The organism is Dankookia sp. P2, from assembly GCF_050632255.1.
Taxonomy (GTDB): Bacteria; Pseudomonadota; Alphaproteobacteria; order Acetobacterales; family Acetobacteraceae; genus Paracraurococcus.
Window position 1 is genome coordinate 4,615,484 of the sequence record NZ_CP192581.1, and the last position, 21,131, is coordinate 4,636,614.

At 70.5% G+C, this 21,131-nt stretch carries 27 protein-coding genes and 3 pseudogenes; 11 read left to right on the forward strand and 19 right to left on the reverse strand.

Features of this window, described 5'->3' with window-relative positions:
* Positions 1 to 36: 36 nt before the first annotated feature.
* The 7 genes and pseudogenes from ACQ86J_RS27280 to ACQ86J_RS27310 form a co-directional block, all read left to right on the forward strand.
* Positions 37 to 411, forward strand: a complete 375-nt coding sequence (locus ACQ86J_RS27280; RefSeq protein WP_431268003.1) for an ArsR/SmtB family transcription factor — start codon at positions 37 to 39, stop codon at positions 409 to 411.
* Positions 408 to 1,499, forward strand: a complete 1,092-nt coding sequence (gene arsB / locus ACQ86J_RS27285; RefSeq protein WP_431268004.1) for an ACR3 family arsenite efflux transporter — start codon at positions 408 to 410, stop codon at positions 1,497 to 1,499. The genes ACQ86J_RS27280 and arsB overlap by 4 nt, the downstream gene beginning before the upstream one ends.
* Positions 1,492 to 1,737 carry an FAD-dependent oxidoreductase gene (locus tag ACQ86J_RS27290; RefSeq protein ID WP_431268005.1) on the forward strand — a complete coding sequence of 82 codons (246 nt, stop codon included), beginning with the start codon at positions 1,492 to 1,494 and terminating at the stop codon, positions 1,735 to 1,737. The genes arsB and ACQ86J_RS27290 overlap by 8 nt, the downstream gene beginning before the upstream one ends.
* Positions 1,700 to 2,572, forward strand: coding sequence for an NAD(P)-binding domain-containing protein (locus tag ACQ86J_RS27295; protein WP_431268006.1), 873 nt, complete (start codon positions 1,700 to 1,702; stop codon positions 2,570 to 2,572). Before ACQ86J_RS27290 ends, ACQ86J_RS27295 begins: the two co-directional genes overlap by 38 nt.
* Before the next feature lie 53 nt (positions 2,573 to 2,625).
* On the forward strand, positions 2,626 to 3,018 hold the full coding sequence (locus ACQ86J_RS27300) for a hypothetical protein (protein ID WP_431268007.1): 393 nt from the start codon (positions 2,626 to 2,628) through the stop codon (positions 3,016 to 3,018).
* Positions 3,019 to 3,021: 3 nt separating this feature from the next.
* Entirely contained in the window at positions 3,022 to 3,339 is a 318-nt protein-coding gene (locus ACQ86J_RS27305; RefSeq protein ID WP_431268008.1) for a hypothetical protein, read from the forward strand.
* Between the two features lie 220 nt (positions 3,340 to 3,559).
* A pseudogene (locus tag ACQ86J_RS27310) lies at positions 3,560 to 4,035 on the forward strand (transposase); the annotation flags it as partial.
* A gap of 330 nt (positions 4,036 to 4,365) precedes the next feature.
* Here ACQ86J_RS27310 and ACQ86J_RS27315 read toward each other — a convergent pair.
* A complete protein-coding gene (locus tag ACQ86J_RS27315; protein ID WP_431268009.1) occupies positions 4,366 to 5,622 on the reverse strand; it encodes a sensor histidine kinase in 1,257 nt (418 codons plus the stop codon).
* Between the two features lie 361 nt (positions 5,623 to 5,983).
* Between ACQ86J_RS27315 and ACQ86J_RS27320 the strand changes: the two genes are divergently transcribed.
* Together ACQ86J_RS27320 and ACQ86J_RS27325 are read left to right on the forward strand one after the other, a co-directional pair.
* On the forward strand, positions 5,984 to 6,190 hold the full coding sequence (locus ACQ86J_RS27320) for an ABC transporter substrate binding protein (protein ID WP_431268010.1): 207 nt from the start codon (positions 5,984 to 5,986) through the stop codon (positions 6,188 to 6,190).
* A 10-nt stretch (positions 6,191 to 6,200) separates the two neighbouring features.
* On the forward strand, positions 6,201 to 6,737 hold the full coding sequence (locus ACQ86J_RS27325; protein WP_431268011.1) for a hypothetical protein: 537 nt from the start codon (positions 6,201 to 6,203) through the stop codon (positions 6,735 to 6,737).
* Between the two features lie 214 nt (positions 6,738 to 6,951).
* Here ACQ86J_RS27325 and pcaG read toward each other — a convergent pair whose 3' ends face one another.
* From pcaG to ACQ86J_RS27350, 5 genes are all read right to left on the reverse strand, one after another.
* Positions 6,952 to 7,572, reverse strand: a complete 621-nt coding sequence (gene pcaG / locus ACQ86J_RS27330) for a protocatechuate 3,4-dioxygenase subunit alpha (RefSeq protein WP_431268012.1) — start codon at positions 7,570 to 7,572, stop codon at positions 6,952 to 6,954.
* 13 nt (positions 7,573 to 7,585) lie between these two features.
* Positions 7,586 to 8,176, reverse strand: a complete 591-nt coding sequence (locus ACQ86J_RS27335; RefSeq protein WP_431268013.1) for a protocatechuate 3,4-dioxygenase subunit beta — start codon at positions 8,174 to 8,176, stop codon at positions 7,586 to 7,588.
* Complete coding sequence (locus ACQ86J_RS27340) at positions 8,173 to 8,301, reverse strand: hypothetical protein (protein WP_431268014.1); 129 nt, start codon at positions 8,299 to 8,301, stop codon at positions 8,173 to 8,175. The genes ACQ86J_RS27335 and ACQ86J_RS27340 overlap by 4 nt, the downstream gene beginning before the upstream one ends.
* A gap of 58 nt (positions 8,302 to 8,359) precedes the next feature.
* Positions 8,360 to 9,349 carry a Bug family tripartite tricarboxylate transporter substrate binding protein gene (locus ACQ86J_RS27345; RefSeq protein WP_431268015.1) on the reverse strand — a complete coding sequence of 330 codons (990 nt, stop codon included), beginning with the start codon at positions 9,347 to 9,349 and terminating at the stop codon, positions 8,360 to 8,362.
* Positions 9,350 to 9,432: 83 nt separating this feature from the next.
* Positions 9,433 to 9,633, reverse strand: a complete 201-nt coding sequence (locus tag ACQ86J_RS27350; RefSeq protein ID WP_431268016.1) for an alpha/beta fold hydrolase — start codon at positions 9,631 to 9,633, stop codon at positions 9,433 to 9,435.
* Positions 9,634 to 9,761: 128 nt separating this feature from the next.
* Here ACQ86J_RS27350 and ACQ86J_RS27355 point away from each other — a divergent pair, with 128 nt between their 5' ends.
* The gene (locus ACQ86J_RS27355; RefSeq protein ID WP_431268017.1) at positions 9,762 to 9,941 is read left to right on the forward strand and encodes a hypothetical protein; all 180 of its coding nucleotides are present in this window, start codon (positions 9,762 to 9,764) and stop codon (positions 9,939 to 9,941) included.
* A 4-nt stretch (positions 9,942 to 9,945) separates the two neighbouring features.
* Here ACQ86J_RS27355 and ACQ86J_RS27360 read toward each other — a convergent pair whose 3' ends face one another.
* The 13 genes and pseudogenes from ACQ86J_RS27360 to ACQ86J_RS27420 all read right to left on the reverse strand — a co-directional run bounded on the left by ACQ86J_RS27360 (position 9,946) and on the right by ACQ86J_RS27420 (position 19,767).
* Positions 9,946 to 10,233 (reverse strand): hypothetical protein, encoded by a 288-nt coding sequence (locus tag ACQ86J_RS27360; protein ID WP_431268018.1) that lies wholly within the window; start codon positions 10,231 to 10,233, stop codon positions 9,946 to 9,948.
* Positions 10,234 to 10,602: 369 nt separating this feature from the next.
* A complete protein-coding gene (locus ACQ86J_RS27365) occupies positions 10,603 to 10,971 on the reverse strand; it encodes an enoyl-CoA hydratase-related protein (RefSeq protein ID WP_431268019.1) in 369 nt (122 codons plus the stop codon).
* 37 nt (positions 10,972 to 11,008) lie between these two features.
* Positions 11,009 to 11,389: pseudogene (locus ACQ86J_RS27370) on the reverse strand (enoyl-CoA hydratase-related protein); the annotation flags it as partial.
* Between the two features lie 38 nt (positions 11,390 to 11,427).
* The gene (locus ACQ86J_RS27375; protein WP_431268020.1) at positions 11,428 to 12,423 is read right to left on the reverse strand and encodes a Bug family tripartite tricarboxylate transporter substrate binding protein; all 996 of its coding nucleotides are present in this window, start codon (positions 12,421 to 12,423) and stop codon (positions 11,428 to 11,430) included.
* 4 nt (positions 12,424 to 12,427) lie between these two features.
* Positions 12,428 to 12,574, reverse strand: a complete 147-nt coding sequence (locus ACQ86J_RS27380) for a hypothetical protein (protein WP_431268021.1) — start codon at positions 12,572 to 12,574, stop codon at positions 12,428 to 12,430.
* Positions 12,544 to 13,401, reverse strand: coding sequence for a Bug family tripartite tricarboxylate transporter substrate binding protein (locus ACQ86J_RS27385; RefSeq protein WP_431268022.1), 858 nt, complete (start codon positions 13,399 to 13,401; stop codon positions 12,544 to 12,546). Before ACQ86J_RS27385 ends, ACQ86J_RS27380 begins: the two co-directional genes overlap by 31 nt.
* A complete protein-coding gene (locus ACQ86J_RS27390; protein WP_431268023.1) occupies positions 13,395 to 14,087 on the reverse strand; it encodes a carboxymuconolactone decarboxylase family protein in 693 nt (230 codons plus the stop codon). The genes ACQ86J_RS27385 and ACQ86J_RS27390 overlap by 7 nt, the downstream gene beginning before the upstream one ends.
* Positions 14,088 to 14,103: 16 nt before the next feature.
* Positions 14,104 to 15,347, reverse strand: a pseudogene (locus ACQ86J_RS27395) (CaiB/BaiF CoA transferase family protein).
* Positions 15,340 to 15,981 (reverse strand): glutathione S-transferase family protein, encoded by a 642-nt coding sequence (locus ACQ86J_RS27400; RefSeq protein ID WP_431268024.1) that lies wholly within the window; start codon positions 15,979 to 15,981, stop codon positions 15,340 to 15,342. Before ACQ86J_RS27400 ends, ACQ86J_RS27395 begins: the two are co-directional and overlap by 8 nt.
* 224 nt (positions 15,982 to 16,205) lie before the next feature.
* Complete coding sequence (locus ACQ86J_RS27405) at positions 16,206 to 16,976, reverse strand: GntR family transcriptional regulator (RefSeq protein ID WP_431268025.1); 771 nt, start codon at positions 16,974 to 16,976, stop codon at positions 16,206 to 16,208.
* 240 nt (positions 16,977 to 17,216) lie between these two features.
* Positions 17,217 to 18,167: a 2-hydroxyacid dehydrogenase gene (locus ACQ86J_RS27410; RefSeq protein ID WP_431268026.1), complete on the reverse strand. Its 951-nt coding sequence runs from the start codon at positions 18,165 to 18,167 to the stop codon at positions 17,217 to 17,219.
* 86 nt (positions 18,168 to 18,253) lie between these two features.
* Positions 18,254 to 18,724 (reverse strand): fumarate hydratase C-terminal domain-containing protein, encoded by a 471-nt coding sequence (locus tag ACQ86J_RS27415; protein ID WP_431272553.1) that lies wholly within the window; start codon positions 18,722 to 18,724, stop codon positions 18,254 to 18,256.
* Between the two features lie 173 nt (positions 18,725 to 18,897).
* Positions 18,898 to 19,767 carry a fumarate hydratase gene (locus ACQ86J_RS27420; protein WP_431268027.1) on the reverse strand — a complete coding sequence of 290 codons (870 nt, stop codon included), beginning with the start codon at positions 19,765 to 19,767 and terminating at the stop codon, positions 18,898 to 18,900.
* Between the two features lie 514 nt (positions 19,768 to 20,281).
* Here ACQ86J_RS27420 and ACQ86J_RS27425 point away from each other — a divergent pair.
* Positions 20,282 to 21,115, forward strand: a complete 834-nt coding sequence (locus ACQ86J_RS27425; protein ID WP_431268028.1) for a tripartite tricarboxylate transporter substrate-binding protein — start codon at positions 20,282 to 20,284, stop codon at positions 21,113 to 21,115.
* Positions 21,116 to 21,131 lie beyond the last annotated feature (16 nt).

Here is a 21,131-nt window from a genome sequence, read left to right on the forward strand (position 1 = left end):
GATTGCTTGCCCTAAGATTTCCGGTAATCTCGAATCATGGATGAAAAAGTCGCTGTGGAGGCACTGGGCGCGCTCGCCCAGGACACCCGCCTTCGCACCTTCCGCCTGCTGATGGAGTGTGGGCCGGACGGGCTGCCGGCCGGGGAGGTCGCCCGCCGCATCGGCACCCCGAGCAACACCATGTCCACCCACCTCGCCATCCTCGCCCGCGCCGGCCTGGTGCGGTCGCGCCGCGAGGGCCGCGTGATCCACTACGCCATCGAGCTCGGCGGCATCCGCGACCTCGTCGGCTTCCTGGTCGAGCAGTGCTGCGGCGGCCGGCCGGAGGCCTGCGCGCCGCTGCTCGACGCTGCCCTTCCCCTTGCCGCCTGCGCCGGGCCGGCCGGCTGCCAGCCCGGAGACCGCGCATGACCGCCGAAGCCGTGCCCCGCCGCCTGTCCTTCCTCGACCGCTGGCTCACCCTCTGGATCTTCGCGGCCATGGCGGCGGGCATCGCCCTCGGCGCGCTGGTGCCGGGCCTGCCGGCGGCGCTCGACGCCCTCTCGGTGAACGGCACCAACCTGCCGATCGCCGTCGGGCTGATCCTGATGATGTACCCGCCGCTCGCCCGCGTGCGATATGAGGCGCTCCCGGAGGTCTTCCGCGACAAGCGCATCCTGCTGCTCTCGCTGGTGCAGAACTGGCTGATCGGGCCGGTGCTGATGTTCGCCCTGGCCGTGCTCTTCCTCTCCGATCGGCCGGAATACATGACCGGGCTGATCCTGATCGGCCTGGCCCGCTGCATCGCCATGGTGCTGGTCTGGAACCAGCTCGCCCGCGGGGATGGGCAGTACGTCGCCGGGCTGGTCGCCTTCAACAGCCTCTTCCAGCTCGTCTTCTTCGGCGCCTATGCCTGGTTCTTCCTCTCGGTCCTGCCGCCACTGGTCGGGCTGGAGGGGCGCGTGGTGGAGGTCGGGTTCGGCACCATCGCCGGCGCCGTGCTGCTCTATCTCGGCCTGCCCTTCGCCGCCGGCTTCCTGACGCGACGGACGCTTATCGCCCGGCGCGGGGAGGAGTGGTACCGCAGCCGCTTCCTCCCGCGGATCGGGCCCATCACCCTCGCGGCGCTGCTCTTCACCATCCTCGCCATGTTCGCGCTGAAGGGCGGCGAGGTGCTGCGCCTGCCGCTGGATGCACTGCGCATCGCCCTGCCGCTGGCGATCTACTTCCTCGTCATGTTCCTGGTCTCCTTCGCCATGGGGCGCTGGATCCGGGCCGACTATCCGCGGACGACGGCGGTCGCCTTCACCGCGGCCTCGAACAACTTCGAGCTGGCGATCGCGGTCGCCATCGCCGCCTTCGGCCTGGCCTCGCCGGTGGCCTTCGCCACGGTCATCGGACCGCTGGTGGAGGTGCCGGTACTGGTGCTGCTGGTGAGTGTCGCGCTGCGGCTCGGGCAATCGTGGTTCCCCGGCGATGCCGCGATCCAGGCGGAGGCAGGCCGCGGCGCCCGTGCCTGAAGCGCCGATCGAACGTCTGGATGTCGCCGTCATCGGCGGCGGCCAGTCCGGGCTCGCGGCCGGCTACTTCCTCCGACGCACCGGCCTCGCCTTCGCGATCCTCGACGCCGGCAGGCAGCCGGGCGGTGCCTGGCAGCATGCCTGGGACTCGCTGACGCTGTTCTCGCCGGCGCAGTGGAGCTTCGCTCCCGGGCTGGCCAATGCCATCGCCCAACGCCTCGACCTATCCGCCGCGTGACGCGGTGGTCGCCTATCTCGCCGCCTATGAGGCCCGCTACGCCCTGGCGGTGAACCGGCCGGTCCGCATCGCGGCCGTCCGCCGCACCGCCGACGGGCTGCTGCTGGAAGCCGAGAGCGGCGCCGCTTGGCGGGTGCGGGCGGTGATCAGCGCCACCGGCACCTGGAGCCGCCCCTTCATCCCGGCCGTGCCGGGCCGCGACCTCTTCCGCGGCATCCAGGTGCATTCGGCGGACTACCGGCGGCCCGAGGCTTTCGCCGGCCGCTCCGTGCTGGTCGTCGGCGGCGGCAATCCCGGCGCGCAGATCCTGGCCGAGGTGTCGCGCGTGGCCGCGCGAACGATCTGGATCACCGAGCACGAGCCGGTCTTCCTGCCCAATGACGTGGATGGCCGCGTACTGTTCGAGCGCGCCACCGCCCGCTGGCAGGCCGAGCGCGAGGGACGCCAGCCGCCGGCGCTGCAGGGCGGCCTCGGCGACATCGTCATGGTTCCGCCGGTACGGGAGGCGCGGGCGCGCGGTGCCCTCTCCGGCAGCCGGCGGCCCTTCGTGCGGCTGGAGGCGGAGAGCGCAGTCTGGCCGGACGGCGCGCGCATCGCGGCGGACGCGATCCTCTGGTGCACCGGCTTCCGCCCGGCCCTCGATCACTTGGCACCGCTGGGCATCCTGGCGCCGGATGGCCGCGCCCCTGTCGCGCCGGGTGGCCGGGCACTTGGCGAGCCGCGGCTCTGGTTGCTCGGTTACGGCGACTGGACGGGCATGGCCTCCGCCACCCTTGCCGGCATCACCCGGACAGCGCGGGCGACGGTCGCCGAGGTCGCGGCGGCCCTGGGCTGACGGACCGGCGTGCACTCCTCGGCGCTGTTGAGCGCTTCATCGTCACAGGCGGGGTGAGCTGGGCACTGACCCTTGCCGGTCCGGAGAATGCGGGACGGGTGACCGCCTGGGGCGGGATGGCTATGTTCGCCGCTCTCGCGCTCGGGGCTCCCGTGGGGACCACCCTCTACGCCGTCGATGGCGTCCCGGCGATTGCGGCCTCGACGACGCTGGTTCCGTTTGCGGCCATCGCGCTCGTCGTACCCCTTGCTTCCATTCCGCCGCAGCATGGTACCCGCCCGGCGATTCTCAAGGTGGCCCGGGTGGTCTGGCTCCTCTTCAGCGCCTTCGCGGCTTCCCTGGTCGCGGCTCGCCTGTTCCTGGGTCACGTGCCGGACAGGCTCAGCGGGGCGAGGGTTGCGCTGGCTCCCGTGCCGATCGAGGCGGCCGGACTGGCGCTCATCTAACTGGTGCCGACCCGCGCCGCGGCCGCGGTCGGGGCGTCGCTCGCCGGGCTTGGCTTCGCGCTGGTCTACCCGGGCCCGGGCATCGAAGCAGTCCGTCGGGCGCCGCCACAGAGCCGCGGCTTGGGCATGGGCGCCTACAACGCCGTCCTCGACGTGGCGCTCGGCTTCGGCAGCCCTGCGCTTGGGCTGATCGCGGGCTGGGCTGGATTGGGCGGGGTGTTCCTGGCCAGCGCCCTCACCGTCCTCGGCGCCGCAGGCGTCGCGCTGCACCTGCTGCGCGACAAAAATGGGCGCAGCCTGGCCGAAGAGTTTTCCGAATGACGCTTGCCCAAGTCTTGGACCAGGAGGTCTGGATGAGAATGGGACTGCTCGTCGCGGCGTTCGCGTCGCTTGCCCTGGCTGCTCCGTCGCAGGGCCGGACTGAGTCCAACCCGCCTGAACCTTGACCTGCTGCAGGTAGGGGTAGCTGGCCAAGCTGCGACTTCGCTCGGCGGTGAGTGCAGTCCAGGCGTTGCGGAGGGCATCGATCACGGCATCGCAGGTGTTGAGCGGGCACTGGAAGACCACGACCTTCGTCGCAGGCCTGCGCAACACGGGCATGGCCGCGCCCATGGTGCTGGACGGGCCGATCAACGGCGAGCTCCTCCAGACCTATGTCGACCAGATGCTCGTGCCCGAACTGCGGCCCGGCGATGTCGTGGTCATGGACAACCTCGGCAGCCACAAGGGCGTGGGCGTCAGGATACGGTCGAGGCGGCGGGTGCGAGCCTGCTCTACCTTCCGCCCTACAGCCCCGACTTTGGCCCAATCGAGAATGCCTTCGCCAAGCTGAAGGCCACGCTCCGAAAGGCCGCCGAACGCACGCTCAACGGCCTCTGGGCCACGATCGGCCGCATCGTCCCAACCTTCACGCCAACCGAATGCGCCAACTACTTCGCTGCCGCCAGATACGATGCAGACCGATCGGAAGCCGCTCTAACGCGGGGTGTGCAGGGCTGGTCCGGGCGCGCAAGCTAAGCCCGGGCGGCGGGGGTCCACATCGGCAGCCTTGAGGGACGTCAGACACCCCATCGAACGCTGCGGACCGCCGCCGCTGCTCACCCCACCGCGAGTCTATTCATACTTATTAGAAAACGGCTTCTCGGCGGCAGGATGAGAGCCGAATTCTGCGACACCTAGGCTAGCCATACCCGCAACGATAAGCCTCTTCCGCTCGAATCAAATGTCGACAGCTTGGCGCGTCTCTTACGCAGGCGACACTTCGGAAGTCATTCTCGAATCAAGGCGACGGAACCAGAGATTGCTTATAACCAACTTATGGCATCGTCTGTTTATGCGGTAGATAACCTAGGGTGTCGGTGGATTGCTCTTGCCAATATTGGCCGCCGGATCGGCCTGCGGAGCGTAGAGCGGTTCGCCCTTGGGAGACAGGGCCGCCTCCAGCACGGCATGCAACCCACTTCCCGCGAACTCAAGCGATACGTGCCCGCCGAGTTGGGTTGGAAGAGCGCCCGTGAGCAAGCGTGCCCCGAACCCGCGCCTGGCGGGCCGCTCGGGCAGCGTGGGGCCACCGCTCTCCAGCCATTCCAGACGAAGCGAGCGGGTGAGAGCCTTGTGCATGCCTTCTGATGTAATGCTCGTCTCGATGCAGGACCAATGGACACGCACGCGGCCCGTCGGCACGGACAGGGCGCCATGCCGGGCCGCATTGGTGGCGAGCTCGTGGAGTGCCAACGCCAGCGCTACGGCCATCGCCGGGCGGAGCTGCACCGAGGGGCCGTCGATCTCCGCGGTCGGGCCGGACGGACCAGCAGCGTGCAGATAAGGGGCGAGTTCCGCCTCAACCAAGGCCCGTAACTCGACCCCTTCAGGCCATCCGCGCCCGGCCAGCATGTCGTGGGCCCGTGCCATGGCGCGGAGCCGCCCTGCAAAGGCTTCCCAGAAGCTGCGAGGGTCGGGCGCAACCCGGGCGGTCTGCGCGGCCACGGACTGAACTGCGGCGAGAGCGTTGCGGACCCTGTGGTTCAGCTCGGCCAGCAGTAGGCGCCGCAGTCCCTCCTCGCCAGTTCCTCCCTCCGCGGCATGGGCGAAGCCAGCCACGCGCCGCACGCGCCCACGCGCGTCGGCGATGGGGAAGCCGATATCGCTCACCCAGGCCGCGGCGGCACGGCTCGTGGCGCCTGCCGCAGCCTCACCGCGCGGCAAAATGCGATAGGCGACTTCCGCTGCCTCTCCCCGCAGCAGCGCCTCGAAGCGTGCCCTGACTGCGGGGCGATCATCGGGGTGGACAAGCTCGAGCCAGCGGCCCGCCTCAGGCAGAACCTCTTCGGGCGCCGCACAGAGCAGGGAGCCGACGCCGGGCGAGACGTAGACGCCTTGCCCACTCCTGGCGTCGGCTACCCAGAGCGCTGCCGGCGCGGATGCAGCAAAGTCCGATAGTACGCCTTCGGCGTGCCGGGCCACATCCAGTTGAGCCTTCGCCTCGGCAGCCTCGTTCCGGGCCTCAGCCAGCGCAGCCTTCGTACGCTGCAATTCCTCTTGAAGCACCCGGGGATCGGATCCGGGCGGCACCTCATCGTCTGCGTCACCCTGATCCACGCGCACGGCCTCTTGCCCTTATTCAGATGCCAGAACGCATCGGCAGCACAAACGGCAGCGTACTACCTTGGTTCGGGAGCAATCGTCAGGACTGTTGAGTAGCCAGTCATCGCGGCTCCGCAGTCCCGGCTCTGGACAACTTCCAGAAAGGAGCGAAAGGCGGCCCGAAATTCTGGCAACGCTATGAGGAGGGCGGCCGCATGGCCGAGGTATGCCTGCCCGGCTACGCCGCAGCCGAGCCAGGTGCTGACGCCCTGCTGGTTCTGGAGCTGCCCGTCACCAACGCCCATGGTGAGCGGATTGCCGAACTGACGACGGCGGCGCGGCTTCCTCGATGTCTGCCGTCGGCGGAGCGGTCCACGAGCCGATGCTCGCCAATGGGACGAGCATCCTCGAGACTGCACGGCGCATGGCGGGAATGGTGGACCGCATCCTCAAGGGCACCAAACCCGGCGACCTGTCGGTCAAGGCGGTCACGCGGCACGGCTTGATCGTAAACCTCAAGATGACCAGGGCGATCAGCATGACGATCCCGCCGGAGGTGGTTAGGCGCGCTGACCGGGTGAACGAGTAAGCGCCGGGCGGTGCGGCTGTCGTGGCTGGCCGAGTGGACCATCATGGCAGTCTGGCTGCTGCTGCCGGCTGGCACGGCGGAGAGTGCCGCGGCCGAGTGCGAGGCCGCCGACCTGCGCCGGCGGCTGGCGGACCGCGAGGCGGCGCGGCGCCTGGCCGAATGGCTGGAACGCCGGCCGCAGCTCGGCCGCGAGATGTTTCCGCGTGGAGCCGGCCGCGCTGGAGGTCTGACCGAGCCCGCGGCCGAGGTAACCGAGCTGCTGCGCGCCTGCCTCAAGCTGCTCGAGCTGCCATTGCGCAAGGGGGTGTGCCGGCTGTGGCTGCCGCTGCTCTGGCGCGCGCCGGACGTCCTCGCGCGGATCCGTGCTCTGCTGCCCGGCCTGCCGGCTGGCGCGCCGATGGAGCAGCAGCTCCTGCTGAACGCGCCGGCCGAGGAGGAGCAGCGCTGTGGCGGCGCAGCGTGCTGGCCAGCACGCTGCTCGCCGAGCTCGAGCTTAGCCGCGATGGCGTGGTCAGGATGGACTAGGACACCGCGTTCGGGTGGGTGACCATCGCCCACGCGACACCCGGGCAAGGCGTCGCGGCAGTATGACCGCTCGTACCTTGCACCAGCGGCCGTCTCTGCAATCAGCACCGCGAGAGTGGGGCCGCCTGACCATTCTGAAGGTTAGCCTGTCTGTGAGTCCTCCCTCATTTCCCGTGCAGGCTGGGTGTTGACGGCGGCAGCGCGCGGGGGCCCCGGCCATCGGAAGCGCAACCCGGTCAGTCCTCGAAGAACGGGGTCTCCTCATGCGGCGCGCCGCGCAGGCGCAGGTCGAACCGGAAGACGCGCGCACCCTCTTCCTCGCCTTCCGGAACCGCCACCAGCCGCTCACGCAGGGGCGCGGGAAGCGGGGACAGCACCGGGTCGGTCGCGTTCTCGTCCGGGAAGTCCGGGAAGAACACGGTGGTCAACACCCGCCGCATCAGGCCCGCCCCCATGGCGGTCAGGTTGATGTGCGGCGCGCGCGGACCGACGCTGTCGGGATAGCCGCCGGGAATTACCGTGCGGAACTCGTACCGCCCTTCCTCGTCGGTCCAGGCCCGACCCCAGCCCAGGAAACCGGGGTCCGCCAGGTGCCGTTCGGGATCGAGCGGATGGTTGAAATGCCCATCGGCATCTGCCTGCCAAGCCTCGACAATCATGTTCACGCAGGGAACGCCGACTTCGCGGAAAACCCTGCCGCGCAGCAGGATCGCCTCGCCGCGGCGGGTCGGCGCCGCCTCGGCCTCGATGCGGGTGAGGTCGTTGTCGCCCTTCTGGAAGAAGGTGCGCGGGAAGAACGGGCCGATGGTATGCTGAGAGCTTGGCGGCATCGGTGCGTTCGGGCGATCGGTGGTCACGGCTCTGTCCCTTTCACGGTGTCGCCGGCGTGGCGTGCCGGCCGCGCAGCACGATGTCATGCGCGAAGCCCAGCCATCCGTCGCCGACCTCCGCCGGCGGCAGGTGGCGCGCGATCAGGCGCTCCCGCGCCGCGGCGTCGGGCACCGAGTTCAGGATGCGGTCGAGCGCGTTCAGCGGATCCCCGGCGAAGTACATCTGCGTGACCAGCCGCGACAGCGAGGACGGCCCGAGCACCGAGAAGTGGATATGCGGCGGTCGCCACCAGGTGTCCTTGACCGGGACGGGATAGGCGCCCGGCTTGATGGTGAAGAAGGCATAGCGGCCCTCCTCATCGGTCCGCACGCGCCCGTTGCCGACGAAGTTCGGGTCGAGCGGCGCGGCGCGCTGGTCCAGCGGGTTGTAGTAGCGCCCCGCCGCGTTCGCCTGCCAGAGCTCGACGATGGCGCCGCGCACCGGCCGGCCGTCCTCGTCGAGGATGCGGCCGGAGAGGTGCATGAGCTGGCCGATGGCGATCCGGCCGGGCGCGAGCTCCGCCAGGTTGCTGTCGCCGCAGGGCAGCTTGCGCTGGAGATCGAGCGGGCCCGTTGCCTCCGTGCGGGTCACCGGTCGAGGTGCAGCGGCTGGGAGGGCGTGTAGATCCAGGTGTTGGGATAGCCGGGGACCGGTACCTCGGGCTCGACGCCCGTGGGCCATGGATCGAAGCGGTTCGGTACATCCTGTGCGCTCATGGTGTCCTGTCCTCAACAGGTGACGTCGTGCGGGTGGAGCGGAGCGAATGCCCGGGCGTCATTCGTCCGGGTTGAAGCCGGAGGCGGCGACAATGGGCGCCCAGCTGTCGCGCTCCCGCAGCATGCGCGTCCTGAACGCATCGGGATCCAGCACCAGCGGCAACATCTCGAGCCGGCCGAGCCCGTTGCGGATGTCGGGGGATGCCGCGGCGGTAGCGATACCGGCCTGCAGCGCGGCGACGATCTGCGCCGGCGCCTGGGCCGGAAGCACGGCGCCGTACCACTCCTCGTGGGTCAGCTCGCCCAGGCCGGCCTCTGCGAAGGTTGGCACTTCCGGCAGCCGCGGAAGCCGTCCGGGCGAGGTGATGGCGAGGAGGCGGGCGTCGCCGCTGCGGTGGAACGCTGTCAACTCGCCGATCGGCAGCAGCACGGCCTGGATGGTCCTGGCCAGCAGGTCCTGCACGGCCGGCGCCGAGCCGCGGTACGGGACGTGATTCAACGAAAGCCCCGCCTTCCGCGCGAACTGGGTGCCGATGAAGTGCGGCATGGAGCCGGGGACCGGGCTCGCCCAGTCCACCGTCCCGCGGGACTTCGCCCAGGCGATGAAGTCCCGCACGTTCTGCGCCGGGTGGCGGGCGCTGACGGCGAAGCCGAAGGGGAAGATGCAGACCGGCGTCACCGGCGTGAAGTCCTTGGCCGGATCGTAGCGCAGCGTCTTCGTATAGAGGTGCGGGTAGATGGTCAGCATGCTCGCCGGGGTCACGACGAAGGCGCTGCCGTCAGCGGGCAGCGGCTTCAGCGTTTCCAGCGCTATCCGGCCACCCGCCCCCGGACCGTTGTCCACGATCATCTGACTGCCCATGGAACTGCGCAGTTGCTCCACGTACATGCGGGTGACGATGTCTGCGGTGCCGCCCGGCGGAAAGCCGACGATGGCGCGCCCGATGCGGCCGGGCCGCGCCGCGGCGCTCCTGGCCAGGGTCGCGGTCGCGGGCAAGGCGCCGAGTGCCGCGATCAGCGCGCGGCGGCTGGTGACGGGGCGTTCCATGGTCGGTCCTTCCTCGACGAAGCGGATGCGGTTGGGGCAGCCCCGGGGGCTTCGGGGCGGCTGAAGGAAATCGGGGACGCCGGTCATGGCAGCCCGCGCGCGAACCTGACGACCGCCTCGGCGGTTGCCTCCGGCTGCTCGGGCAGCAGCGCATGGCCGGCACGCGGGACGTCCTTCAGCGAGACCTGCGGGCCGAGTTCCTGCCGCAGCCGCTTGAGGGTCGGCGGCGGCGCGATCGCGTCCTCGGCGGCGGCGACGTAGAGCACCGGCACGCGCTCGGCCACCCGCTGCCAGCGCCGGTCGGGCGTCGTTGCCGCGAGCGTAGTTACCCCGCCGTAGGTGGCGCAACCGCTTCTCCTCCGGCAGGGCCGGGTCGAAGCTGCCGTCGATCGAGGCGCGGATGCCGGGATCGATGTCCGTGCCGATCGACGCCGCCAGCAGCACCACGGCGCGGACCAGCTTCGGGCGGGTGGCGGAGAGCGCGCGGGCGACCCAGTTGCCGAAGGCGTGGCCGGCGACGATGGCGGGGGTCGAATCGCCGGCGCCGCCGGTTCCTTCGACTGCCGCCGCGACGTCCGCCGCGAGGTCGTAGAGACTCAAGCCCTCGGTCGGTCCCTCCGACCGCCCGATGCCGCGCGGCTCACGCGAAAGCCGGCCGCGGCGAGGTGCGGCGCGATGCCGTCGAAATCCTCGGCACCGCGGCCGAGCGAGGGCAGCAGCACGACCGTCGGCCCGCTGCCCTGGACCAGCACCTCGACGCGCGCCGCGCCGCGCTCCACGACATGGTGCTCAAGCGCGGAGGCCGCTGCGGACGCGGCAGCCGGGGCGAGGCCCAGCGCGACGACGATGGTCCGGCGGGACTTGGGCGTGCTGCTCCCGGTCATCGTGCGTTTCCTCCGTGGTTCTCGTGCCGACGGGAGCTATTCGACGTCCGCTGCAGGGACCTAGTCCGCATTGCCACTTTACGTCAATAGGGCAGTATTATGACCTATGAGATTGCCGGCGGCGTCGGGATGGTGCCTAGCTCGGTCCTTCTCTGTCCGGCTCGGGGACGTCGCCGCCCCCGCGGGACCGTCGTCCGACCTCCATCGGCATCTCGGCGGCCACGCCGCTGGCCTGCCGGTCCAGCGCCCATCTGCGGCGGCCGGACCGCGGTCAGAGGATTGCGGGGCTGTCCCCGGTGACGACCATATTCGCCGCTTGTGTGCCGGGGACGGGACGCGGCCGTGCCCATCCGGTCCAGGCCGTTGGGGTCAGCGCCCGACGAAGACCGGCTTGCGCTTTTCAGTGAAGGCGAGCTGCGCTTCCTTGGTATCCTCCGTGCTCGACAGGGCCACGGTCTGCGACTGCTCGTAGCGATAGCCCTCGTGCAGCGGCAGCTCCTCGGTCAGGATGAAGGAGCGCTTCGCGGCGCGGGTCGCCAGCGGCACCTTGCCGGCGATCTCCCGCGCGATGCCGAGCGCCGTCGGCATCAGCTCCGAGCCCTGGACGCAGGCCGAAACCACGTTCATGCGGTACAGCTCCGGCCCGGTGATGCGCCGCGCCGTGTGGATCATCAGCCGTGCGTCGGATTCTGCCGAAATGACGACGGACATGCTTGACGCCGCCGGCCAGTCCGACATCCACCTCGGTCATGGAGAGGAATGCGTCCTCGCTCGCCACCAGGATGTCGCAGCACAGGGCCAGCACGCAGCCCGCGCCGATGGCGGCGCCGTTGATCGCCGCGACCACCGGCTTCTCGCACTCCATTACGCAATCGAAGCTGGCGCGCACCAGGCGGTTATGGCGCGGGTAGGCGCCCCGCTCGTCCGACAGGCCCGGGCGCTCCTTGAGGTCGGCGCCGGCCGAGAAGGCCCGGCCCGCGCCGGTCAGCATGATCGCGCGCACCTCCGGCGTGTCGTGCAGCGTGTCGAAGATGCGGATGATCTCCTCGCGGAAGCGCCGGTTCTGCGCGTTCACCGGCGGGCGCTGCATCGTTACCGTCGCCACGTGCTCCGCGACCTCGACTGAGAAGGCCTCGAGATCCGTCAGTCCGTCCATGGTTCGCTCCTCTTGCGTTCGTTCCGGATGTCCGTCATTCAGCCTTGATGCCGGCCGCGGCGATCACCGCTTTCCAGCGCTCGGATCTCGGCGCGGATGGTCGCGGCCAGCTCCTCCGGCGTTCCGCCCACGGGCTCCTCGCCCATCTCGGCCATGCGGCGGCGGAACTCCGGGTCGGCCAGGATCGCATTCACCACGGTGTTGAGCCGGGCGATGGCGGCGGCCGGCGTGCCCGCCGGCGACGCCAGGTAGTTGAAGGGCGCCGCGTCGAAGCCGGGCAGCGTCTCGGCGATGGTCGGCAGCTCCGGCACCAGCGGCGAGCGCTGCGGCGTGCTGACCGCAAGCGCCCGGAGCGCGCCACTGCGTGCATGCGGCAGCAGGACGGAGAGCGTGTCGATTGCCATCTGGACATTGCCGGCCAGCAGCTCGGTGATGGCCGGGCCGGTGCCTCGGTAGGGCACGTGCAGGATCTCGATCCCCGCCATGTGCTTCAGCATCTCGCCCGCGAGGTGGCTGGAGGCGCCGACGCCCGAGCTGGCGAAAGCCAGGCTGTCCGGCTTCGCCTTGGCCAGCGCGATCAGTTCCGGCACGGAATGGGCAGGGACGGAGGGGTGGACGCAGAGCAGGTTCGGAGCCCGCTTCACGCCTACGATCGGCGCGAAGTCGCGCTCCGGATCGTAGGGCAGGCTGCGCATCAGGTGCGGATTGATGATCTGCGGCCCCGGCGTGCCGTAGAGCAGGGTCAGCCCGTCGGGCGCCGCACGCGCCACGAGTTGCGCCCCGAGGGTCGCGCCGCCGCCGGGCCGGTTCTCGACCACCACGGGCTGACCCAGGGCCGCGGCCATGGGCTCGGCCAGCATGCGGGCCGTCTGGTCGGCCGAGCCGCCAGCCGCGAAGGGGACGATCAGGCGAAGAGGACGGGCAGGAGACCAGCCCGCACCGGACCCCTCCGCGGCACGGAGGGTGCGCGGCGCGGCGGCGACACCGACCAGGCCGGCCAGGAGCCGGCGTCGGGCGGCGAGAAGGGTTGCCATGGCTCTACTCCAGCCGGATGCCGGCGGCGCGCACGACTTCGCCCCACTTGGCGGTCTCGGCGTGCAGGGTGGCGGCGAACGCCTCTGGCGTGCCGCCGACGGGGTCGCCGCCCTGCTCGATCAGCGCGCGGCGGGTTGCCGCATCGCCCACCGCCGCAGCGGCCGCGGCCTGCAGGGTCGCGATCCTGTCGGGGGCGTGCTGGCGGGCGCCAGCAAGCCGTACCAGGTCCCGGACTCGACACCCGGTACGCCGCCCTCGGCGATGGTCGGCACCTCCGGCAGGGCGGCGTTGCGCTCGCGCGCCGCCACGCCGAGGGCGACGACGGCGCCGTCGCGGACGTGCGGCAGCACCACCGGGACGTCCGGCAAGAGCATATCGACCTGGCCGGCCAGCAGGTCGGCCATCGCCGGGGCGGCACCCCGGTACGGCACGTGCACCAGCTCGATCCCGGCGCGCAGGCGGAACAGCTCGGCGGCCAAGTGCGTCGTCGTTCCGTTACCGGCCGAGCCGTAGGTGATCTGCCCGGGCCGCTTCTTCGCCTCCGCCACGAGGTCCTGCAGCGTCCGCACCCGCAGCGACTTGCCCACGACGATGACTTGCGGGACCGCCAGCACGAGGGACACGGGCGCGAGGTCGCGCAGCGGGTCGTAGGGCATCCGCGGCATGAGGTGCGGCAGGATGGCGAGCGCACCTGTCGAGGCGAGCACGACCGTGTGGCCGTCCGGGCGGCTGCGCGCCGCCGCCTCGACGCCGATCACGCCGCCGCCGCCCGAGCGGTTCTCCACCACCACGGGCTTGCCGAGCCGGTCCCCCATGACGCGGCCGATCAGCCGGGCGACGGTGTCGCCCGGCCCGCCCGGGGCGAAGGGCACGATCATCCGCACGGGCTGGTCCGGGTAGGCGGCCTGCGCGCCGGCGGCCCGGATCCCGGCGCCGGAAGCGAGCAAGGTCGCCACCGCGGCTCGTCTTGTCAGCATGGACGTCTCCTGTTCGGCATGGCTGCTGTCGGGCATGGCGGCCGCCGCCCGCGCCCATTCCTCACTCGGCCGCGGCGGTTGCCGTCCGCAGCCGCGCCGGCGGCAGAGGAGTGAGGCCGTCTCTTCGCTGCCGGCAGCGGCGACAGTGGCGCGGCGATGCCCTCGGGCAGGGGGATCTCGTGCGCGTTCAGCGTCATCGAGACCATCGTGTAGTACCCGATGACGGCAGTGAGCTTGACCACGCCCGCCGCGCCCCAACGCGCCTCCACCGCGCGGTACGTGTCGAGCGGCACGCGACCGGTCTGCTGCAGTTGGCGGGCGAACTCGTAGACGACGGCCTCATCGGGATCGGCGAACTCGGGCGGCTCGCCCAGCCGGATCGCCTCGATGGCGTCCGCTGACAGGCCCGCCTCGGCGGCGGCTCTGGCGTGCACCCACCACTCGATCTGGCTCGTCCAACGGCGGCCCGTCACGACTATGGCGAGTTCGTTCAGCCGCTTCGGCAGCGAGGTGCCGAAGCGCAGGATCTCGCCCAGCGCCGACCAGCGCTCCGCGAGCGCCGGGTTGTGGATGACGGCGCGGAGCGGGCCGATGACGGTGCCGCGCGGCCCGGCGACGATGCCGTCGTGCACGCGGCGCTGCTCGGGCGTCATCTCGTCGGCGGAGGGCAGTGGAATGCGGGCCATGGGGATGGTCTCTCCTTCAGACGACGCCGCGCGCGGCGAGGGCCTCGATCCGGGCCGGGTCGAGGCCGAGCTCGCGCAACACCTCGGCCGTGTGCTGGCCGAGCAGCGGCGGGGCACGGTCGAAGGTAAGCGGCGCCTCGGCGAAGTTCATCGGGCTCACCACCTGCGGCACCGTGCCGGCCACCGGGTGCGGCAGCTCGCGCAGCATGCGGCGGTGCACGACCTGCGGATCCGCGAACACCTGCGGGATGGTATTGATCGGCCCGCAAGGCACGCCGGCCGCATCGAGGGCGGCGGTGAGCTCGGCCTTGCTGAAATCGCCGAACCGCTCCGCCAGGAGCGCCGACAAGGCCAGGTTGTTGCGCACGCGTGCGGCGTTCTTCGCGAAGCGCTCGTCCCGCGCCCAGTCGGGTCGGCCGATGACCTCGCAGAGCTTGGCGAACTGGCCGTCGTTGCCCACCGCCAGCACGATCTGTCCATCGGCGCAGGGAAAGACGTCCTGCGGCTGGATGTTCGGGTGGCGGTTGCCGCCGCGCTCGGGCACGCGACCGCCGACCAGCCAGTTCATCGCCTGGTTCGCCAGGAAGGCCGCCTGCACGTCCAGCATCGCAAGGTCGATGACCTCCCCTGGCCGGTCTCGGCGCGGCGCGCCACGGCGGCCAGGATGGCGACGGCGGCGTACATGCCGGTCATCAGGTCGACGATCGGCACGCCGACCTTCTGCGGACCACCACCCGGGGCGTCGTCGCGCTCGCCCGTGACGCTCATCAGCCCACCCATGGCCTGGATGGCAAAGTCGTAGGCGGCCTGGTCGCGGCGCGGCCCATCCTGGCCGAAGCCGGTGACGGAGCAGTAGATCAGCCGAGGGTTCACCGCCCGGAGCGAGGTGGCGTCCAGCCCGTAGCGTGCCAGGTTGCCGGCCTTGAAATTCTCAATCACGACGTCGGCCCCCACCGCGAGGCGGCGCACGATGTCCTGGCCTTCCGGCTGCGCCAAGTCGACGGTGACGGAGCGCTTGCCGCGGTTGACCGCGAGGAAGTAGCCGGCGTCGTGCGTCGGCTTGCCGTCCTGGTCGGCGAGGAAGGGCGGGCCCCAGCTGCGGGTGTCGTCGCCCGCGCCGGGCCGCTCCACCTTGACGACGTCAGCGCCGAGGTCAGCCAGGATCTGCGTCGCCCAGGGCGCCGCCATGATCCGGCTGAGGTCGAGCACGCGGATATGGGAAAGCGGGCCGCTGCGGGCCGGGGTGTTCGCGTCACTCATCGACGATCTCCGTGGCTTGCGCCGAGGGACGGGCAAGGAAGCCCTCGTGCCAGACGGCGAGGGCGGGACGGCCCTCGCGCCAGCCGAGGTCGGGGAAGCGGAAGTCGAGGTAGGAGAGGCAGCAGCCGAGAGCGATGTGGCCGATGCCGAAGCGCGTGGCGGCGAGGTCCGGCGCCTCGCGCTCCAGGCGGTCGAGCGCGGTGCGGGTCTTGAGGGCGAAGCTGTCCAGCAGCTCCGGCAGCCGCTTGTCCTCCGGCTTGTCGCGCTCGTTGCGCCACAGGATGAGGATATCCAGCAGCCCGTTGGCGAGCGCGTGGCGGGCCAGGGCCGTCCAGCGCTCCGGCCCGCTGGCGGGGAAGAGGATGCCGCCGCCGGCGAGCGCGTCGAGGTATTCGCAGATAACCACGGAATCGGTCAGCACCGTGCCGTCCGCGAGCACCAGGGTCGGAATCTTGCTGAGCGGGTTGTCCGGCAGCAGCTCCGGGTTCGGCCGCGTCATGCGGACCACGGTGCGGACGCGCTCGATGCGGTCGGCGAGGCCGAGCTCGTGCGCCGCCAGCATGACCTTGCGCGCGAAGGGCGAGCGTGGCGACCAGTGCAGCCGCATGCGGATTTCGGGCGGCACTTCGGCCATGACGGCATTCTCCGGGGTGCAGCACGGCCAGGGCGCCGCTTAAGTATTTAGGCTAGCACTATGGCCTATTAGGCGGGTCGCAGAGGCCGTGTCCAGCCATTTCTTTGGCGCTTTGCGCATGCTGAGCGCCGTGCGAACGCGCCGGGACATGTTCGGCCCAGGAGACGCAGCGATCGGGAGCGGATGTCTCCGCCTGCGGGCACGGATTTCCCGGCGCCGCCGGGCTACTTCAGCTTGATGTCGATGCGCACCATGTCGCCGCGGTAGATGCCATCAGCCACCAGGACGAGCACGCCGCGCGCGTCCACGGCGATGCGGCGCACAAGCGCCACCGGCGCGTTCAGCGGCAGGTTCAGCGCGGCGGCGGTCTCCACATCCGCGGCGCCGATCGTCAGCGTCTGCCGTGCATCGCTGATGCGCACGCCCGGGATGCCGGCCACCAGCTTCAGGGCGGTCTTGCTGCGCAGGTCCGCGGCGGTGACCTTGGGCGAGAGCCGCTCGTCCAGCCAGACATCCGCCAGAAGGAAGGGCTGGCCGTTGCGGGAGTGGCGGCGGCGCAAATGGCGGTAGCGCGCAGCCAGCCGGCCGATGCCCTGCGGGATGGTGGGGGGCTCGCGGCCCGCCTCGTCCGCCAGGATCTCGATTTCCGCGCCCTCGCGCGAGCGCAGCAACCCGTTCCAGTCTGTCTCGACCTCGCACCAGAGTCGCTCGCGCGGGGCTTGGCGGACGAAGGTGCCCTTGGCCCGGAAGCGCTCGATCAGCCCCTCCGCCTCGAGCTGATCCATGGCCTGGCGGATGGTGGCGCGCGCCACACCACACTCGGTTGCCAGTTCGTCCACCGTCGGGATCTGCTGCCCGATCTTCCAGGCGCCCTGCTCGATCCTGTGCCGGAAGAGGGTGGTGAGCTGGATGTGACGTGGCACGGCGCTCCGGCTCAGGTCCAGCCCCTTGCCTGTGCCGGCTGTCCCGGCAGCCGTCCGGGTCGTGCCTTCCATCCTTCGAGCCCTTCTCCTGGCGCAGGCCGCGTGGCCCCTCGCGGGGCTGGCGGCGGCCGCCATCGTCATCGGCCCAAGGCTAGGGCGGCAGGACGCAAAAGGCCAGATCATGCACCTTTCTCGCCGCGACGCCGGGCGCCTCGCCGTGACCCCGCGCGATCGACCGGGCCATCGTGGCGGCTTCGGCGGAGCCGTTCCGGTCTGTGCAGGCCTGCACTGGAGGCGAGCCGAGTGCCGGGGTCAGCGCGCCAAATGGCGAAACGCCGCGGCCGCATCGTGGAAGGGCGTGCCGGCCCGGAACGCCGCGATGTCGCCCAGCAGGCGTCCAATCATTGCCGCTCGGGTCTCGTGCGTCAGCGAGGCGTAGTGCGGGGCCAGCACCACGTTCTCCAGCGGCAGGAACCGCGGGTCGAGCTCTGGCTCCGCCGCGAAGACGTCGAGGCCGGCGCCGGCGATCCGCTTTTCCTCCAGCGCCTCCAGCAGGGCCGCTTCCTGCACCACCGTGCCGCGGGCGATGTTGATCAGGAAGCCGCCCGGACCCAGGCGGGACAGGATGTCGGCGCCGACCAGGTGGTGCGTGGCCTCGCCGCCGGGGCAGGCCAGGATCAGCACGTCGCTCCGCTCAGCCAGATCCTGCACCGAGGGCACGAAGGTGTAGGGCAGGTTCGGCTTGGGGCGCGGTCCGGTGTAGGATACCGCCATACCGATGCCGGCGGCGCGGCGCGCGACCGCCTCGCCGATGCGGCCCAGGCCGACGATGCCGGCGCACTTGCCGTGCAGGCGGGTGGAAGGGACCATGCGCTCGCGCGACCAGCGTCCATCGCGCACGAAGCGATCGGCCAACACCACCTTGCGCGCGGTGCCGTAGAGCAGCGCGATCGCGAAATCCGCCGTATCCTCGGTCAGCACGTCGGGTGTATGCGACACCGCGATACCCCGCGCCGCCGCGGCGGCGAGATCGATCCGGTCCAGACCGGCGCCCTGGCAAGCGATGAGGCACAGGCCCGGCAAGCGGTCCATGACTGCCGCGTCCGCACCGGCCATGCTGATGGTCACGGCGATGCGGCACCCGGTCGGGGGACCGTCTGACGTGTCCGGCAGACGCGCCAGATCGTAGACGCCGGCGAGGACGTCGCGCAGATCCTGCGGAATGGCGGCGAGCAGCAGGACGGTTTCCATGGCCTCATCCATCGGTGTGGTCCGTCGTTCCTCAAGGCATAGGTCAGGTGCCTGCCCCGAAGCGAAGGACAGCATCGGTGCCCGTCCAGCCGGGCAGGTTAATCGGCCTTGGCGCGGGCGGCGGCGAGGTCTGCCATGATCGCCGGCAGGCGGTCGGCCGCGGCCTGGCTCAGGTCGCCATAGAGGCTGTTGCCGTGGGCGTCGATGCCGACAGTGACCGGGCCCAGCTCCTCGACCCGCAGCGTGACCAGGCGGTAGTGCGAGACCAGGTCGTTCCAATGCACCGAGACCACCTCGCGGATCGCGTCCGAGAGCAGCGGCGCCCCGCCGCCGACGAAGGAGAAGTAGACGCAGCCCACCTCGCGCATCGCCTCGACGCAGCCCGCATCCAGGCCGCCCTTGCCGCCCACCGCGCGCAGGCCGAAGTGGCGGATCAGGCGCGGCATCAATGGGTTGAAGCGCGTGCTGGTCGTGGGGTTCATGTACAATACCTCGAAGCCACCCTCGGGCGTCTCCCGCGAGTAGCTGCCGAGGTGGAACAGGCCGGCGCCGCGCAGGTCGCGCGGCAGCTCGGCGCTTGCCTTCGATGCACTCGATCAGGCGGTGGTGCGTCGGCAGGCCGGCGGTGATGACGATCTCGCCTTCCAGCAGCACCATGTCGCCCGCGCGCAGGGAGAGCGTGTCGTCCTCGCTCAACGGCAGGCGCAGGCGGCGGATCTCTTCCGTCATGGCATCGGCCTCCCTACTCGATCCGCTCGATGCGCCCGTCGTCGTAGACCCGGGCGCGAGTGCGGCGGTTGATCCAGCAGTTGAAGGATACTGCAACGGGCGTGAAGCCGTGGCCGGCGGCGTACTCGACATGCACGCCCAGCGCGGTGGTGTCGCCGCCCGTGCCCATCGGCCCGAAGCCGGTGCCGTTCACCGCCTTGAGCAGCCGCTCCTCCATCGCCGCCAGGGTCGGTTCCGGGTTCTTCGTGCCGTATGGCCGCAGTGTCGCCTTGCTTGCGAGCTTGGCCGCGATGTCGAATGTGCCGCCGATGCCGACACCGATGCTGACAGGCGGGCAGTGCTGCGAGCCGGCCTTCAGCACGCAATCCATGACGTACTTCTCGATCTGCTCCAGCGTCGGAAAGGTGAAGATCTCCAGCGCGGCCCAGCGGCCGGAGCCGAGCGCCTTGGGCTGGCAGGTGATGTCCACATAGTCTGCGCCGTCGATCAGGTCCCAGGTCACCAGCGGCATGTCCTTGCCGCGATAGCCGCGCTCATTGGTCAGCGGATTAGTGACGTGCTTGAGCAGGGGCGGGTTGGTGGTGGCCACCAGGTGGTCGAAGCCGTCGGAGACCGCGCGCTTGATGTCTCCCTCCAGCCGCGTCGCGGTGCCGATCTGGATGAAGAAGACCGGTACGCCGGAATCCGAGCAGACCAGTCGGTTCTGCGTCTCCGCCGCGATCGCGCTCTTGAGCAGGATGCTGAGGGTTCTGCGGGCGACCTCATTGGTTTCGGTCTCCTGCGCGCGGCGCAGGGCGTCCAGGGTATCGTCGGGCACCTTGCGGAGCGACCATTCGTAGAGCTGGGCGGTGGCCTGCTTCATCATGTCGTAGGTGATCGGCATGGACGTCCGGTTCCTTTGCGCCGCGGGACTGGGCGGCCTGCCCCCTTTAAAAGTCATATAACTGGCCTAATACCCTTGGTCTACAGGTCATGGCAGGTTGCCGCAAGGTCGAGCATCTCGCTGTCACCTAAAGAGAGACAGCTTTCGGCCGCACGTCGCATCGACAAAGAAAATTCGAATATAATTGACTTTTCGAATATCCTTGAGCTATGGCGCCGGCATAGACGACGCTGTGCTCTGGGACGGGAACGACACGGATGCTATGTGAGGTCGCCGAATGGCTGTCAGCGCACGCGTTCCGCCAACGGCGGAGCCCGGGAACACAACAACTGACCGTCGCGCACGTACGGCCTCAGCCCAGATGAGCCGCACGCGACCTGTAGGCGCTGCTCGCCTGTCCCGCCGGGCGCTCATCGGAACCGTCCCGACCCTGCTCGCCACCCCGGTCCTGGCGGCCTATCCGGAGCGCCCCGTCGCTCTCTGGCACGGGTTTGCACCCGGTGGTTCGGCGGACGTGCTCGCCCGCATCCTGGCTGCGCCGCTTGGCAGTCACCTCGGCCAGCCCGTGGTCGTTGAGGCGCGCCCCGGCGCCGGTGGCATGGTCGCTGCGGCCGCCCTGACGCGTGCGGCAGCCGACGGCTACACGATGGGGCTGATGACCGGCGGCCACGCGGTCAGCGCCGCCTTCGGCCGCAATCTCACCTTCGATCCTGTCGATGGTTTCACCTGGATCGCACAGGTCGTCGAATACGGGTTTGTCGTGACGGTCCGAGCCGATCATCCTGCTGCGGACCTTCGCGCGTTGTTGGCGCGAGCCGCGGCGCCGAACGGCCTTAGCTACGGATCGGCCGGCACCGGCTCGACTCACCATCTTGCGGGCGAATTGCTTGCCGCGATGACCGGAACACCGCTGGTCCACGTCCCGTATCGCGGCGAGGCAGACGCGATGACCGCGCTCATGGCCGGCAACATCGAATGCGCCATCGTCACGAGCGCCACGGCCCTGCCGCAGATCCGCTCCGGCCGCGTCCGAGCCGTCGCGCTGACGTCGTCGCGCCCTTCGGCCTCCCTCCCGGGAGTACCGACCATTGAGGCCACGGTGCCAGGCTACGTCGTGACCACTTGGGCTGGGTTGGCGGGTCCGCCGGGCCTGCCCGGCCCCGTGCTGGACGCGCTGAACGGGGCGGTCCTCCGGCTCGCGGATCAGCCGGCCGTGGGCGGGCGAATGGCAGAGTTGGTGGATGGCACGGTCCGCACCAGCACGTCGGCGGAGCTGCGCGGCCTCGTCGCAAGCGAGATGGGGCGGTGGCGCCGACTCATCGACGAGCGGCAGGTCCGGCCGGATTGAAAGCGTCCCGCCGCGC